Below are 14,818 nucleotides of genomic sequence, written 5' to 3' on the forward strand. Positions count from 1 at the left end.
GTCTACTCCCCGTCGTCCTGACCGGAGACGCTGCCGGTCTTGATGTGCCGGGCGATGTTCACGTCCGGGCCGTACTGCTCGGTCAGGCCCTCCGCCCACAGCACGCTCTGGGTCCCCTCGTGCTTGACCATGCCCGGCGAGACGCCGATGCGGAAGCCTCCCGGCAGGGGCTTGCCGTCCCGGTGGGGCAGGAAGTCGAGCGGGCTCGGGCCGTCGGAGGCGTAGACCGCGCAGTCGGAGAGGACCGCCACCGGGTGGAGGTCCGCCGCCGTGGCGAGTGTGAGCATCTTGCGGTGCATGTTGACACGGGCGTTGGCGATGACGGCGGCGCGGATGTCGGGGCGCCAAGTGGGCCGGGCGAGAGCGGGCCACGGCTCCCCCGGCCGCCAGCCCCCGCTCCGCGGCCGCTCGCGCAGCTTGCCGATGCCGCCCTTGACGGTCGCCTTGATGGCGCCGAGGACCCCGGCGGCCACGGGGTCGTTCTCGCGGCAGGTGGCCATCGCGGCCAGGAACCGGTCCTCCGGCATGCCGGGGACGACACCCAGGTCGGCCATCGTGGCGATGTAGGCGTCCCGGAGCCGGGTGTACCAGGCGTCGAGGTACGGGCCGTGCTCCCGGCGCACGTAGGCCTCGATCGGGGTGACGGGGCAGCCGAGTTCCGCGGCGTAGGCGACGGTGGGGGTGGCGTACCAGGCCGGGCCCTCGGGGCGGCCGCCGTGCGGGGTGAACGGGTTGGGCAGGCGCTCGTCGAAGTCGATGCGGGACAGGTCCACCAGCCACGAGCCGGGCAGCTTCGGGTCGAAGTCCGGGCGGTGGACGTGGACCGGCTCGGACAGCCCGACCGTGAGCCGGTTGGCCGCCGCGGCGAAGGCCATGTTGACGTCGATGCCGACCACGTACGGCTTGGTGCACTCGGCGTCGGTGAGCGGCCGCGCCCACTGGTGGGCCTCCTCCTCCAGGACCTGGTCGGGGGTGCGCCGGTGGAAGCGCGGGTAGAGGGCGGCGACACTCGGATGCCCGTCGGGGGCCTCCGGCGGTGCGCACTCGACGGCCCGGGTCAGGGACCCCGGCATCGGTGCGGACACCCATCCGCCGGTCGCCGGATCCTTGACCGCGCGGGTCGGCGGGCGCAGCGCAGTCATCAGCTCCAGGCCGGTGACCGCGGTGGATCCGCACGGGGTGTGGACGCGGGTGGCGTACGTGCCCAGCAGGCGGGCGACCTCGGCCGGATGGAGCTCGTCGGCAGGGCCCCAGGCGCGGGTGTCGAGGGCGCCCCAGGGCAGGACGGCGAACTGCACGCAACTCCGCCGGGTTCCCTCGGCGGCGCGGTAGACCCGGGCCCAGGGGCCGAACCCCCGTTGCGTCAGCTTCCACCGGGCGGCGACGAGCCCGCGGACGGCCGGGTGCCCGTCCGGCAGGCGCAGCCCGCGCCGGTCCTCGAGCTCGACCGGCAGACCCAGCCGCCCGGCGGCGGAGGCGGTCAGCACGATCAGGGGGTCGGCATCCTTGCCCGAGCGGTGCAGGCGGGGCGCGCCGAGTCCGGACTCGGCCAGCGTCCAGTCCACCAGGGCCGGAAGGTCGGTGAGCGGGCAGTCCAGCACGACTCCGCCGAGGCAGTACGCGACACCGTCCCCGTCGACGACGGCGAGGGGACCGTGGACGAAGCGGTCGTCGGGTGCTGCGCGCCGGGCGTCGGCGGGCCTCGGGGCCGCCGGTGCGCCCGCGGCGGGCTTCCGGGCGACCGGCCCGCGTGCGGCGGGCCGCGGGGCGGCCGCACGCCGGGGCGTCGCCACGGCGGGTGTGTGCACCCGGGGAGTGCGCGGCTCCTCGGTCGCCTCCGCGGGCTGTGCGGGGGCCGGTGGCCGGGGCGCCGCGGGCTGGGGGGGGAGGGGATGCGGCGCCGGGGCCGCCGGGAGCTGCGAGCCGGGGCCCGCCGGGGACCCGGGATCGGGGAAGCGTTCGGCGAGGCCTTCCAGGAGCCGGACGTAGGCCGCCCGCTTGGGCGGACGCGGCTCCGTGCGGCCCGACTCCCAGCCGGTCACCGTCTCGCGTCGCACGTCGAGCGCCTGCGCGATCTGCTCCTGGCTCAGGCTCGCCGCCTCACGCAGCCGCTTGCGCTCGGCCGGGGTCGGCAGCGGGGCGGCGGCCTGCTCCAACAACGCGTCGACCGCCGTGAAAAGCCTGTCCTGCTCATCGGACACGGACCGTCACCTCCGCCCTCACCCTATCCGAGACGAACAGCCGATCACACGCCGAACACACGGGAGTGCCTCCTCGGCCACGGTCCCCGCAGAGCGCGCGGGCGGGCTGCTCCCGCCTCCGGACGCGTGGCGCGGCCGGTGCCGTGATCGCGCGGACGCCCGGCGCGGGCCGCTGCGTGGGAGAGGTAACCATGAAGCTCTACTTCAGCGTTCCACTTCTGCTGGTGGCGTTGCTCATCGCTGCCTCCGGTGCGGCCGCGATCGTGCGCGGCTGGGTGCTCCCGCCGCACCGGCACCGCGTGCGCGCCCCTCGCCTCTACGGCTGGGCCGGTTGGTGGTGGCCGTCGCACTGTGCGGGGAGCTGGTCCCCGGGACGCCGATCGGTGATGCGGACGTCCGGCCGTGGGGCACCCTGGCAGGCAGCGCGCTGCTGCTGGCCGGGGTCGTCGTGATGGCGGTGGGACATCGGGCCGGTGGGGCCCGGCCCGCCACCGGCCCGTCCCGGGACGGCACGGTGGCGGGCCGGACACCGGAGGGGACGTAGTGGCCCGCCGCGACAACGCCGCCCCGGCGACGGCGTTGTCGCGCCGGGCCGGGTGCCGGTACGGTCACGGTGTGAACACCGGACCGGCACCCCGCCACGCACGGATGGGCCATCCGGTGGAGGGCTGACCGCACGACGGGTGCGGGCCAGTCACCCCCTCGGTTCGGCACGTGGACCTCCCGGCGCGGACGCACCGCGAGATGTCCCCTTCCATGCCGACCCCTGTGAGGACAGCCGTATGGCAGCCACCTTCAACCACACCATCATCGCCGCCCGGGACCGTGAAGAGTCGGCCCGCTTCTTCCGCGAGCTGCTGGAAGTACCGGAAGCACCGTCCTGGGGGCCCTTCACCAACATCCGGCTCGCCGACGGCGTGCTGCTCCAGTTCGCCGAACCGCCGGTGGAGATCCAGATGCAGCACTACGCCTTCCTCGTCGACGACGAGCTGTTCGACCGGGCGTACCGGCGCCTGTGCGAGCGCGGTGTCGAGCACTGGGCCGATCCGCAGATGCGGCGCCCGGGCCAGACGAACACCGAACACGGCGGCCGCGGGGTGTACTTCAAGGATCCCTCCGGGCATGCGATCGAACTGATCACGCGCCCCTACCTGTGAGCCGGACCCACCGGCAGGGCCCTGGGCCCTGCCGGGCCCTGGGCCGGGCCGGACCCAAGGCCGGGCCGGACGCCTCCGGCCCGGCGCCCCTGGCCGTGACGGATGAAGGAGGCGCATCCGGCCCCGCACGGGACCCGAGCCTGACATGATCCGGTCATGCGTGCGGCCCGGCTCCTCTCCCTGATCCTCCTGCTCCAGAACCGGGGCAGGCTGACGGCCGGTGAACTCGCCGACGAGCTCGGCGTCTCGGTCCGGACCGTGTACCGGGACGTCGAGTCGCTGAGCGGCGCCGGCATCCCGGTCTACGGGGATGCCGGCCACGGCGGCGGATACCAGCTCCTCGGCGGCTACCGGACCCGGCTCACCGGGCTGCACGCCGACGAGGCCGAGTCGCTGTTCCTCGCGGGTCTGCCGGGCGCGGCCGCCGACCTCGGCCTGGGCGAGGTGCTCGCGGCGGCTCAGCTGAAGCTGGCCGCGGCCCTGCCGGGACCCCTGCGGGACCGGGCGGGCCGCATCCGTGAGCGTTTCCACCTCGACGCCCTCGGCTGGTACCGGGAGCAGGACTCGCCGGCCGCCCTCGCGCCGCTCGCGGACGCCGTGTGGAACCAGCGGCGGATCCGGGTGCGCTACCGGCGCTGGGCCGCACCGCAGGAGGTCGACCGGGAGCTCGACCCGTACGGCCTGGTCCTGAAGGCGGGCGTCTGGTACCTCGTGGCCGCGGCGGACGGCGCCGTGCGGACGTACCGGGTGTCGTCCGTCCTGCGCCTGGAGGTCGGGGAGGACGGCTTCGAGCGTCCCCCCGGCTTCGATCTGGCGGCCCACTGGCGCGACTACCTCGGCGCCTACGACGCCCGCAGACTGAGGCTTCAGGTCTGCGTCCGGATCGCCCCGGCGCTGCTCTCCGCGCTGCCTGACCGGCTGGACGCGGCGCTGGTCCGGGCCGTCGAGGCCTCCGCGGGACCGCCGGACGCCGACGGGTGGGTGAGGGCCGTGGTGCCGATGGAGTCGGTCGACCAGGCGGTGCCGGTACTGCTGTCCCTCGGCCCGGAGATCGAGGTGCTCGCCCCGGACGAGCTGCGCCGGCGGATCGCGGAGAGGGCGGCGGCGGTGCTCGGCCTGTACCGTCCGTCGGCGGTACGGGGCCCCGGCGCGCCGGGAGTCCGTGAGGCGGCTGGCGTGGGGGAGGCTGCGGAGGACGGGGCGGGCGCCCGCAGCAGCAGTCCCGCGCACGCGGTCGACAGCAGCGCCAGGGCGGCGAGGACCGCGAAGCCGTAGCGGGTGTCGCTGTGGTCCGTGACGGCCGCGACGACGAACATGCACCCGACGGTGGCCGCCAGTCCCCCGCCGTTCGCCAGGCCGAACACCCGGCCCGCGGACGCGTCGTCGCACGAGGCCATCAGCAGGGTGCGGGAGGCGATCCTGGCCTGGCCGAAGAAGAACGCGCCCAGCGGCACCCCGACGAGATAGCCCACGAGGCCGAACTGGCTCTGCAGCACCAATCCGGCATCGCAGAGCAGGAAGCCCACGACGGCGATCCGGAGGTCCGTTCGGCGCCTGCCGGCGATCCGGTAGGCGCCCGTGGCCGCGAGGAAGCCGAGGCATCCCAGAGCGTCGACGGTGCCGAACACCGCGGCGCCCCGGTGGAGTTCGCCGATCACCGCCACGGGAAGCAGTGCGTTGAAGACCGTGACGACCACGCTTCCCTGGGCGTGGAGGAGGATGAACCGGCGTATGCGGAACGGCGCGCGCGGAGCTTCGGGGGTGGTCGGCTCGGCCGTCCCCGCCGTGCCGCTCGCCCCCGCCCCTGCGTCCGTCGTCCCCGTCGCCGCTGCCGTGGTCCCGGCTCGTGCGGTGAGCAGCCGACGTCCCACCGCGGCGACGCACAGCGCCGAGACCACGAACGTCGCGGCGTTGAACAGCAGCAGCGGTGCGGCGCCGAACGCCTGGGCGCAGAGCCCGCCGACCGTCGCCGACAGCAGCATCCCGGCCTGGGTTCCCGCCTCGAAACGGGCGTTGAAGTGGCGCAGCCGGTCCGCCGGGACGCGCTCCTTGACGAGCGCCGCAGCGGCCGGGAGGAACAGCGCGCCGACGACGGCCAGGCCGAGATTGGCACCGTAGACACCGGGCTCCGGGGCACCGCCGCAGGCCAGCCACACCGGCAGGGTGAGGGCGAGGGCCGCACTGAGGGCGTCGCAGCAGAGCCAGAGGGTCCACCGGTCGAAGCGGTCGGCGAGCCGTCCGAAGTACGGAGACAGCAGGGCCTGCGGACCGGCGACGGCGATGAAGAGCCAGCCGACGGCCATCATGGTCCGCTGCTCCCTGATCACGAGCAGCGCGCCGACGACGAGCTGGACGTTGTTCCCGAGGGCGGTGGCGAAGGCGGCGGCCACGAACAGCCGCTCGGTGCGACGGGGGCGAGGGTGGGTGAGGATCACGGCACCAGTCTTCGGGGATCCCCTGACACCTTCTGTCAGTTGACCCGCTGATCCGCGAAGACGGGTGTCGTCGGCCGTGGTGACGGGGCGCGGCGCCGACGCCCGCCGTACGGCGCCGTGCGAGCGGGCGATCGGCCGGGCGGGGCGGGGCCCTCGTCCAGGTGGGTGGTAGACGCGGCGGCGGCGAACCGGCGCGGCCCCCTCGGGCGTTGTGCAGGCCAGTCATCCGCCGCTCTCGGGAAAGGCCGCCCTCATGCGCCGTACCACGCTGCTCGCCCTCTGCGCCCTGCTCACCGCCGCAGCCACCGGATTCCTCGCCACGTCGGCACTCCGCAACCGCTGACGCGCCCCTGCTCGCCCGCCCCCACCGCGCCACCGCGTCCCCCCACGGCCTGCCTCACCCCGCGGGCGACGCGGCGGGGGCGCCGCGGCGGTGGTCCGGTCGCGTGGTGCCACGGGGACGGACGCGCCGAGGACGGACAGGGTCACACCGCGCGGGAGATCCTGAACGGCCCCCGTGGCGGGTGAGGGGTTTCTATGCTGCCCGACATGATCATTTCTCATGAGGGCCGGGACGACGCCGAGATCGCGGTCGCCGCGGCGCAGGCCGGGGCGGACGTCGTGCGCAGTCTGTTCGGACGCCGGCTCGCCCGGATCGACAAGGGCGCCGGCGACTTCGCCACCGCGGCCGACGTCGCGGCCGAGGAGGCGATCCTCGGGGTCCTGCGGGCCGCCCGTCCCGACGACGGCGTCCTCGGCGAGGAGGGCGGCGAGCGAGGGGACCGCGACGCCGCGCGCCAGTGGCTGGTGGACCCGCTGTGCGGCACGCTGAACTACGCCGTCGGCTCGCACCTGGTCGCCGTCAACGTGGCGCTGCGCGGCGGTGCCGCGGCGGTGGCCGACCCGTTCGGGGACGAGGTCTTCCTCACCGACGGCGAGAGCGCCCGGGTGCGGCACGAGGGGACCGACACCGCGCTGGCCCCCACGTCCTCCTCCGCACTGGTGGACGTGAACCTGGACCCGCCGTTCCCCCACGCCCCCGGGTTCCGCGCGGTGGAGCTGCTGGCCGACCCCGGGTTCGTCGCGCGGTTCCGGCCGCGGGTCGTCTCCACGACGCTCGCGGTGGCCTGGGTCGCCGCCGGCCGGCGTGCCGCCTACGTCACCGACGGCGGCGACCTGACGGGCAGCGTGCACTTCGCCGCCGGCATCGCGCTGTGCCGCGCGGCCGGCTGCGTGGTGACCGGGATCGACGGTGCGCCGCTCGGCCGCACGACCGGCGGACTCGTCGTGGCCGCGGACCTCGGGACCCACGAGTCGCTGATGTCGATGATCCGGGGCTGACGCCGGGTGCCGGGGCGGACGCCGACGGGCGGCGGCGTGGCGGCGGCCCCGGTCTCAGGCGGTCTGGCGGTCGGCGGCGTCCGCGTCCGGCGCTGCGACCCCGGTCTCCGCGTTCTCGTCGCCGCCCGGGTAGGGGGCGTCGTCGTCCGGGCGCGGACGGCGGGTGACGAAGAGGTGGACGGCCGCTCCGGCGAACAGGACCACCGACACGTAGTCGTTGAGGCGCAGCCCCAGGAAGTGGTTGGCGTGGTCGATGCGCAGCGCCTCGATCCAGGCCCGGCCGGCCGTGTAGGCGAGGACGTAGCAGGCGAACAGGCGGGCCCGGCGCAGCCGGTGGTGGTACCGCCCGTCGAGCCACAGCAGCAGGGCCATCACGCCCAGGTCCCAGAGCGACTCGTACAGGAACGTCGGGTGGTAGAGGGCGACGCCGGGCATGTCGACGGGGCGGTGCGCCGGGTCGATGTACAGCGCCCACGGCAGGTGGGTGGGGCCGCCGTACAACTCCTGGTTGAAGTAGTTGCCCCAGCGGCCGATGGCCTGGGCGAGGACCAGGCCGGGCGCGACGGCGTCGGCGAAGTCGGCCAGCGCGATGCCGCGGCTGCGGCAGCCGAGCCAGGCGCCGACGGCACCGAGGGCGACGGCGCCCGGGATGCCGAGGCCGCCGTCCCAGATGAACAGGGCGTGCAGCGGCTGCCGGCCGGGGGCGAAGTACAGCTCGGGGTCGGTGATCACGTGGTAGAGGCGTCCGCCGAGTACGCCGAAGGGCACCGCCCAGATCGCGATGTCGGCGATGTCCTCCCGCCGCCCGCCGCGTGCCTCCCAGCGGCGCCCGGCGAGCCACACGGCGGTGAAGACGCCGGCGAGGATGCACAGGGCGTAGGCGCGGATCGGCAGCGGCCCGAGGTGCCACACCCCCTGTGAGGGGCTGGGCAGGTACGCCAGGTTCATGGGCGTCATGGGCTCGACCGTCTCTCGGTGCGGGTGGGGCCCGGCCCGCGGGCCGGAGGACGACCCGCCCGACAATACATCGGACACCGAAGTTTCTGGAAAGGGAGCGGACGGGAGTACGGCGACAGGCCCTAGGCTTGCTGCATGTCCGCGCAGTCCCGCACCGAGGCCGCCCCGCTCCGACCCGCCGGGGAGGCGCCGGACGCGCGCCTGCTCACGGAGGCCGTGACCCGGCTCCGGCGTGCGCTGCGCTCCTCGATCCGCACCGACTACCCCTGGGAGACCCTGCCCATGGCGCAGGTGGAGCTGCTCCAGGTGCTCGGGGAGCACTCCCCCGCCCGGATCAGCGACCTCGCGGCCCGCCGGCGCCTGGCCCCGAGCACGGTGAGCGGTCTGATCGGGCAGATGATCGGCAACGGACTGGTCGCCCGCGACGTGGACCCCGCCGACCGCCGCGCCTCCGTCGTGACCCTCACCGACGCCGGACGCGACCAGCTGGCCGCCTGGACCACCGCGCACGAGCGCCGCATGGACGCCGCCCTCGCCGCCCTGGACGCCGACTCCCGCGCGGCGGTCGCGAACGCCCTGCCCGCCCTCTTCCAGCTGGCAGAGCACCTGGGCGAGCCGGCGGACGGCACCGGGCCGGCGTAGCCGGGCCCGTGCGGCGGCCCGGACCGCGCCGCCGCACGGCTCCTCGTGCCCCCGGGCCGGAAGCCCCCGGGACGTCACCACGGGCGCGTCGTGGCCGCCCGGCTCCTGCTCCCCTTCACTCCCGTGCGCCCTGCCGGCGGGGCCCGTCTGCGTCGGGTACCGAATAGTTCGGTCACCGATGTAAACTCGAGGGGAGAACACGCGCCCGTACCGGGCCGGAGGACGGAGACCTGATGTGGACGGCGGCATGAGCACGGCCCCGACCCGCACCCGGGCCTGGCCGTCGCTCCTGACCCGGGAACGGCCCCGGCCGGAGGCGATCCGCAACCGGCCCGGAGCATGGCGGCTGGCGGTGGCCACGGTCTGCTTCGGCGCCTTCATGGGCCAGCTGGACGCCAGCATCGTCACCCTCACCTACGGCAGCCTGCGCGACGAGTTCGGGGCGTCGCTGGCCGCGATCGAGTGGGTGTCCCTGGCGTACCTGCTCACGCTCGTCGCCCTGCTGGTCCCGGTGGGGCGCCTGTCCGACGCGCACGGCCGCAAGCTCTTCTACCTCTACGGGTTCGTCGTCTTCACCGGCGCCTCGGCGGCCTGCGGACTCGCGCCCTCCCTCGCCGCCCTCGTCGCCTTCCGCGTCGTACAGGCGGTGGGCGCGGCGATGATGCAGGCCAACAGTGTCGCGCTGGTGGCCACGAGCGCGCCGCGGGAGCGGATGCGGGCGGCGCTGGGCGTGCAGGCGGCGGCGCAGGCGCTGGGACTGGCGCTCGGTCCCACCGTGGGCGGGGCGCTGGTGTCGGCGCTCGGCTGGCGGTGGGTGTTCGGGATCAACGTTCCGGTGGGGGTCGTGGCGCTGGTCGCCGGGCACTTCCTGCTGCCCCGCACCCGCAGCCGCAGCCGCGTGGCCTCCTTCGACTGGCCGGGGCTGACCCTGCTCGCGGTGACCACGACGAGTCTGCTGCTCGGCCTCTCGGCCGCCTCGGGACTCGGGGTGCCGCCGTGGGCGGCCGTCGCACTGCTCGCCCTGGCGGCGGTGACCGGATGGGTGTTCGTACGGCGCCAGGAGCACGCGCCCGTCCCGCTGCTGGACGTGGCGCTGCTGCGGGTGAGGGCGGTCCGGTCCGGGCTGGTCGCGGCGCTGTGCGGCTACCTCGTGCTGTTCGGGCCGCTGGTGCTGGTGCCGCAGACCGTCGCGCGGGCCGGCGGCTCGGAGTTCCTTGCCGGACTGGTGCTCACCGCGCTGCCGGGCGGGTTCGCGCTGGCGGCGACCGGCGCCGACCGCCTGCTCCCCCGCGCGATGGGCGACCGGGCCCGCTGTCTGCTCGGTGCGGCGGTGTGCACGGGTACGCCCGCCGCGATGCTCGTGCTGCCCACCGGGCCGGGTGTGCTGGCGGCGCAGCTGGCGGTCCTCGGGATCGGGCTGGGGCTCTTCACCCCGGCGAACAACACCCTGGTGATGAGTGCGATCCCGGCCCGCAGTGCGGGTACCGGCGGCGGCCTGGTCAACATGGCGCGGGGGCTGGGCACGGCCCTGGGCGTCGCCCTCGTCACCCTTCAGCTGCACCTGTCGGCCGGCGGGGACGCCCGCGAGGGCTGGGACCGCTCGGTGGGTGTCCTGCTGGCCGCGGCGCTCGCCGCCACCGTCGCGGCATGGCTCTCCCCGGCCCGCGGGCGACGGCCGGCGACGCAGTGAACCGGGTCAGTCCCCGGGGCCGCCGCGGGTGAGGTCGGCCGTCTGGCGGATGACGAACTCCCATGCGGTCTCGGACAGTTCGGCGAAGGCCGGGGTGCGCAGCGTGCGCAGGGCCTCCTCGGGGCCGCTGTCGCAGACGGCACTGCCGGTGAGTACGTCGTACCCGTCACGGACGGCGACGCGCAGGCGGGTGGGTCCGTCGTCCTCGGCGTGCAGGGCCAGGGCCGCGGCGAGCGGCGGCGGGCCGCCCGGCGCGGCGGGGAGTTTGCCGTAGGCGCTGGCGAGCGGGGCGCGCCAGTGGAGGCCGAGCAGGACGGGACGCTTGGCCACCAGTTCGGCCAGGTCGGTCTCGTGGACGCCGTCGGCGTCGAGCACGGTGGCGCGGGAGTCGAGGACCAGCGCCGCGGGCAGCAGGCAGCGCAGCGTGCTGCCCACGAGGTTGCCGCCGACCGTCGCCGTCCGGCGCACGGCTCCGGTGCCCACCCCGGCGGCAGCCCGGCGCAGGGCCTCCGGCACGCGGTCGTCGATGCGGTTCAGGACGACCGCGGCGCCCAGCGCGGTGGGCCCGACGACGTCGGCCTCCGGCACGTCGCGCAGCGACATGGCGTGGGCGGGGAACCCGTCGCGCTGCCAGGTGGCCCACACGAGCGTCGCGCCGCCCACGGGCGTCGCTCCGTCGGCCAGGCACTCCCTCGCTTCGGACACGGACGTGGGCAGATGCAGGAGCACCGCGGCCGACCTGCCTTTCTGCGGAGTTCGTCGGGTGGGCGGGTGAGCAGGGTGGTCACGCATCCGGCACACCGGTCACCTGCCCGCTGGCACAGCGCATTCTGGCGGCACGGCGGGGGGCGCGTGCAGGGCTCACACGGGCACGCCGTGCGCTGCGTCCGCCGGGCCCGGCGTGCGCTGCGCACCTTCCCCCGATCCGGCGGGCGCCACGGCCGGCCCGGAACCGGCGTCGGCGTCCGCCCGGTCGGGTGCGGGTGACGCAGCAGGCCGGCGCCGGCCGTACGCGCCCCTCCCCCTCCGGGCGGGCCGCGGGCCACCCGCGCGGGTCAGCGGACGCGCGCTCTGCGGCCGGGGACGGCAGGGTGGTGCCGACGAGTTCCGCGTGCCCGCACGGAGCGGCCCCGTACGGAGCGGCTGTGCCCGTACCGGGGCGACTGCCCGTCCTGAGCGGCCACCGGCAAGCACCCACGCCCGGGAGGACGCATGCGCGAGAAGCCGCTGAGCAGGATCGAGAACGAGCTGTTGCGGTTGCGCCGGCACCTGTCCTCCGCCACGGAGCATCCCCAGGTCCCGGCGGGCTTCGCCGTGAACCGGGCTCTCGTCAGCGGTCTCGTCGCCGGTGACCTCTCCGAACCGCAGGAGGCGGAGCTGGCCGGGGAGGTGGCGCGGGCCCTGCCCTTCCACTGGTCGCAGTTCAACACCGAGGCCGAGGTCATGTCCGAGCTGACGGACCACCTGGGCGGCCGCCAGGAACTGGTGAGCTGGCTGGACCGCTTCCCGGGCGCTCCTCGGCTGGTGGCCCGGCTGTACGTCCTGATGGGGCTCCTGGACCGCTTCAGCGAGGAGGCACCCGTGGTCACCGCCTTGCGTGAGTTCCGTGAGGGCACGCCCTACCCGGCCGGCCTCCAGGGCTACCTCCTGCCCGAGACCGACGACGGCACGCTCGCCGAGCTCGCGTTCAGGATCGAGCGGCTGCTCGGCGACGGGGAGCGCGAGCGCGCGGTCGCACTCGCGCTGTCCACCGCGGAGTGCCTGGAGCGGGTCGCGCCGCGGGCGGCGGAGATCGACCCGGGGGCCGCCGGCGACCTGGGCGAGCTGATGGAGCACAGCCGCAAGGACATCCAGGAGGCCGTCTCGGAGACGCCCGCCTGACGGTACGTCGTCTCACGGGCGCCGCCGGGAGGGGCGCGCGGGCGCCCTGCCGGGCCGGCCGGCCGACCCGCACGCACGGACGGTCCGTCAGCCGGCTGTCTCGATGGTGACCTTGACGTGTTTCATCAGCGGCTGGTCGCTCTGGGTGCTGTAGTCGCCGATCGCGCACAGCACGTTCATCTCCGGCATGTACCCCGCCGCGCAGCCGCGCGGGATGTCGTACGGGACGGCCAGGTAGCCCTTCAGGTACCGGTGGGTGCCGTCCTTCGCGGTGCTGGTGATGTCGACCGGGTCGAACTCCGAGATGCCGCGCTCCCGCATGTCGTCCTGGTTCATGAAGACCAGGGTCCGCAGGTTCCTGATCCCCCGGTAGCGGTCGTTGTCGGAGTAGATGGTGGTGTTCCACTGGTCGTGGGAGCGCATGGTCCCCAGCGCCAGCGTGCCCGGGGCGGGGACGACGTCGGGCAGCGGCGCGGCGGAGAACTCGGCACGCCCGGACGGGGTGAGGAAGACCAGTTCGCGGGCGGGCTGCCGGATGCGGAAGCCGAGCGGGAGGCGCACACGGCGGTTGCAGTCCTCGAAGCCGTCGAGGACCTGGGCCATCGTGTCGCGGATGCGGTCGTAGTCCTCGACGTACCACTCCCACGGGGTGTCGCTGTCGGGCAGCGCGGCGCGGGCCATTCCGGCGATGATCGCCGGCTCGGACAGCAGGTGCTTCGAGGCGGGCCGCTTCATGCCGACGGAGAGGTGCACCATGCTCATCGAGTCCTCGACCGACGTGCTCTGGAGGCCGCCCCGCTGGTGGTCCCTCTCGGTCCGGCCGAGGCACGGAAGGATCAACGCCCGCCTGCCGTGGACCAGATGGCTGCGGTTCAGCTTGGTGCTCACCTGGACGGTGAGTTCGCAGGAGCGCAACGCCTCGTGGGTGTACGGGGTGTCCGGGGCGGCGAGGGCGAAGTTGCCGCCCATGCCGACGAAGACCTTCACCTCGCCGCGGTGCATCGCCTCGATCGTGCCGACGGTGTCCAGGCCGTGCTCGCGCGGCGGGTCGATCCCGCAGACCGAGGCCAGCCGGTCGAGGAACTCCGCGGAGGGCCGGTGGTCGATGCCGCACGTGCGGTTGCCCTGGACGTTGCTGTGTCCGCGCACCGGTGAGGGACCGGCGCCCTCCCGGCCCAGGTTGCCGCGCAGCAGCAGGAGGTTGACGATCTCGCGGACGGTGTCGACGCCGTGCTCGTGCTGGCTGACGCCGAGGCACCAGCTGACGATGCTGCGGTCCGCCTCGCGGTACACGCGTGCCGCTTTGAGGATGCGGGCGCGGTCGACGCCGGACTGACGCTCGATCTCCTCCCAGGACGTCGCCTCGCACACCTTGCGGTAGTCGTCGAAGTATGCGGTGTGACGCTCGATGAACTCCTGGTCGAGCGCCTTCGGATCGGTCCTGGACTGTTCCAGGACCGCCTTGGCCATGCCGCGGACGAGCGCCATGTCTCCGCCGACCCGGGGCTGCAGGTTCAGCGTGCTGGTCCTGGTCGACTTGAACAGGGCCATGTCGGTGAAGTCGTGGGGCACGATGGTCCGCGTGGCGGCGGCCTCCACGAGCGGGTTGATGTGCACGATCTGCGCCCCGCGCCGGTACGCCTCGGCCAGCGCGGTGAGCATCCGGGGCGCGTTGGAGGCGGCGTTGACGCCCATGATGAAGAGGGCGTCGGTGGCCTCCCAGTCCTTGAGGTCGACGGTGCCCTTGCCGGTGCCCAGGGACGCCTGCAGGGCGCGGCCGCTGGCCTCGTGGCACATGTTGGAGCAGTCCGGCAGGTTGTTGGTGCCCAACTCGCGGGCCAGGAGCTGGTAGAGGAAGGTCGCTTCGTTGCCCAGGCGGCCCGAGGTGTAGAACGACGCCTGACGGGGGCCGTCCAGTGCACGCAGGGTGCGGCCGACGAGGGCGAAGGCGTCGCGCCAGCCGATCGGGACGTAGTGGTCCGAGTCGGGGTCGTAGACCATCGGCTCGGTCAGGCGGCCCTGGTCCTCCAGCGCGAAGTCGCTCCAGCCGGACAGCTCGGTCACCGAGTGCGCGGCGAAGAACTCGCGCCCGACCCGTTTGCGGGTCATCTCCCAGGTGACGTGCTTGATGCCGTTCTCGCAGATGTCCAGGTGCAGGCCCTTGATGTCGTCCGGCCATGCGCATCCGGGGCAGTCGAAGCCGCCGTTCTCGTGGTTCATCCGCATGATGGCGCGGGGGCCGTCGACCAGTGCGTTCTCCCGCGCGAGGACGCGGCCCACGCTCTTCGCGGCTCCCCAGCCGGCCGCGGGGTGGTGGTAGGGACGGAACTCCGGCTCGCCGGCGGGCTTCGGTCCCACTCGGGGCTCGCGCCGGTCCCGGTCGTCGTGAGGGGCGTTCACGTCTGCTCTCACCTCTTCGCTGTTCGAGCATGGTCGAGCACGGCTCCGCGGCGTCGCTTCTCCTCAGGCTATGCCGGTGGATCACCCCACGCCATGCGGCTTCGGCGGGCCCCG

General features: G+C 74.6%; 11 protein-coding genes and 1 pseudogene. 7 read left to right on the top strand and 5 right to left on the bottom strand.

All coding sequences use genetic code 11. The features are described 5' to 3' along the window. Positions 1 to 2: 2 nt before the first annotated feature. On the bottom strand, positions 3 to 2,201 hold the full coding sequence (gene tap, locus P3H78_RS16800) for a telomere-associated protein Tap (RefSeq protein WP_276109797.1): 2,199 nt from the start codon (positions 2,199 to 2,201) through the stop codon (positions 3 to 5). A 337-nt stretch (positions 2,202 to 2,538) separates the two neighbouring features. On the opposite strand from tap, the gene P3H78_RS16805 reads away from it, so the two are divergent. The 3 genes from P3H78_RS16805 to P3H78_RS16815 all read left to right on the top strand — a co-directional run bounded on the left by P3H78_RS16805 (position 2,539) and on the right by P3H78_RS16815 (position 4,633). Then, positions 2,539 to 2,745, top strand: coding sequence for a hypothetical protein (locus P3H78_RS16805; protein WP_276109798.1), 207 nt, complete (start codon positions 2,539 to 2,541; stop codon positions 2,743 to 2,745). Between the two features lie 238 nt (positions 2,746 to 2,983). Further along, the gene (locus tag P3H78_RS16810; RefSeq protein ID WP_276109799.1) at positions 2,984 to 3,358 is read left to right on the top strand and encodes a VOC family protein; all 375 of its coding nucleotides are present in this window, start codon (positions 2,984 to 2,986) and stop codon (positions 3,356 to 3,358) included. A gap of 156 nt (positions 3,359 to 3,514) precedes the next feature. Then, positions 3,515 to 4,633, top strand: a complete 1,119-nt coding sequence (locus tag P3H78_RS16815; protein ID WP_276109800.1) for a helix-turn-helix transcriptional regulator — start codon at positions 3,515 to 3,517, stop codon at positions 4,631 to 4,633. A gap of 74 nt (positions 4,634 to 4,707) precedes the next feature. On the opposite strand, the pseudogene P3H78_RS16820 reads toward P3H78_RS16815, so the two are convergent. After that, positions 4,708 to 5,793, bottom strand: a pseudogene (locus P3H78_RS16820) (MFS transporter); the annotation flags it as partial. Between the two features lie 549 nt (positions 5,794 to 6,342). Here P3H78_RS16820 and P3H78_RS16825 point away from each other — a divergent pair. Next, complete coding sequence (locus tag P3H78_RS16825; RefSeq protein WP_276109801.1) at positions 6,343 to 7,134, top strand: inositol monophosphatase family protein; 792 nt, start codon at positions 6,343 to 6,345, stop codon at positions 7,132 to 7,134. 54 nt (positions 7,135 to 7,188) lie between these two features. Here the strand turns inward: P3H78_RS16825 and lgt are convergent, their stop codons facing one another. Beyond that, positions 7,189 to 8,082: a prolipoprotein diacylglyceryl transferase gene (lgt, locus tag P3H78_RS16830; protein ID WP_276109856.1), complete on the bottom strand. Its 894-nt coding sequence runs from the start codon at positions 8,080 to 8,082 to the stop codon at positions 7,189 to 7,191. Positions 8,083 to 8,226: 144 nt separating this feature from the next. Here lgt and P3H78_RS16835 point away from each other — a divergent pair, with 144 nt between their 5' ends. Both P3H78_RS16835 and P3H78_RS16840 read left to right on the top strand, forming a co-directional pair. Next, complete coding sequence (locus P3H78_RS16835; protein WP_276109802.1) at positions 8,227 to 8,733, top strand: MarR family winged helix-turn-helix transcriptional regulator; 507 nt, start codon at positions 8,227 to 8,229, stop codon at positions 8,731 to 8,733. A gap of 247 nt (positions 8,734 to 8,980) precedes the next feature. After that, positions 8,981 to 10,423, top strand: a complete 1,443-nt coding sequence (locus P3H78_RS16840) for an MFS transporter (protein WP_276109803.1) — start codon at positions 8,981 to 8,983, stop codon at positions 10,421 to 10,423. Between the two features lie 6 nt (positions 10,424 to 10,429). Here P3H78_RS16840 and P3H78_RS16845 read toward each other — a convergent pair whose 3' ends face one another. Further along, positions 10,430 to 11,152 carry an FAD binding domain-containing protein gene (locus tag P3H78_RS16845; RefSeq protein WP_276109804.1) on the bottom strand — a complete coding sequence of 241 codons (723 nt, stop codon included), beginning with the start codon at positions 11,150 to 11,152 and terminating at the stop codon, positions 10,430 to 10,432. A gap of 483 nt (positions 11,153 to 11,635) precedes the next feature. Here P3H78_RS16845 and P3H78_RS16850 point away from each other — a divergent pair, with 483 nt between their 5' ends. Further along, positions 11,636 to 12,304 (top strand): hypothetical protein, encoded by a 669-nt coding sequence (locus tag P3H78_RS16850; protein ID WP_276109805.1) that lies wholly within the window; start codon positions 11,636 to 11,638, stop codon positions 12,302 to 12,304. 87 nt (positions 12,305 to 12,391) lie between these two features. Here P3H78_RS16850 and P3H78_RS16855 read toward each other — a convergent pair whose 3' ends face one another. After that, positions 12,392 to 14,704, bottom strand: a complete 2,313-nt coding sequence (locus P3H78_RS16855) for an FdhF/YdeP family oxidoreductase (protein ID WP_276109806.1) — start codon at positions 14,702 to 14,704, stop codon at positions 12,392 to 12,394. Positions 14,705 to 14,818: the final 114 nt, after the last annotated feature.

This window comes from Streptomyces tropicalis (genome assembly GCF_029269835.1).
In the GTDB taxonomy this organism is placed as follows: domain Bacteria; phylum Actinomycetota; class Actinomycetes; order Streptomycetales; family Streptomycetaceae; genus Streptomyces; species Streptomyces tropicalis.

Coding starts and splice junctions, on each gene's coding strand:
- P3H78_RS16850 (WP_276109805.1), top strand. CDS start 11,636: ATGCGCGAGAAGCCGCTGAGCAGGATCGAGAACGAGCTGTTGCGGTTG.
- P3H78_RS16840 (WP_276109803.1), top strand. CDS start 8,981: ATGAGCACGGCCCCGACCCGCACCCGGGCCTGGCCGTCGCTCCTGACC.
- P3H78_RS16835 (WP_276109802.1), top strand. CDS start 8,227: ATGTCCGCGCAGTCCCGCACCGAGGCCGCCCCGCTCCGACCCGCCGGG.
- lgt (WP_276109856.1), bottom strand. CDS start 8,082: ATGAACCTGGCGTACCTGCCCAGCCCCTCACAGGGGGTGTGGCACCTC.
- P3H78_RS16815 (WP_276109800.1), top strand. CDS start 3,515: ATGCGTGCGGCCCGGCTCCTCTCCCTGATCCTCCTGCTCCAGAACCGG.
- P3H78_RS16810 (WP_276109799.1), top strand. CDS start 2,984: ATGGCAGCCACCTTCAACCACACCATCATCGCCGCCCGGGACCGTGAA.
- P3H78_RS16825 (WP_276109801.1), top strand. CDS start 6,343: ATGATCATTTCTCATGAGGGCCGGGACGACGCCGAGATCGCGGTCGCC.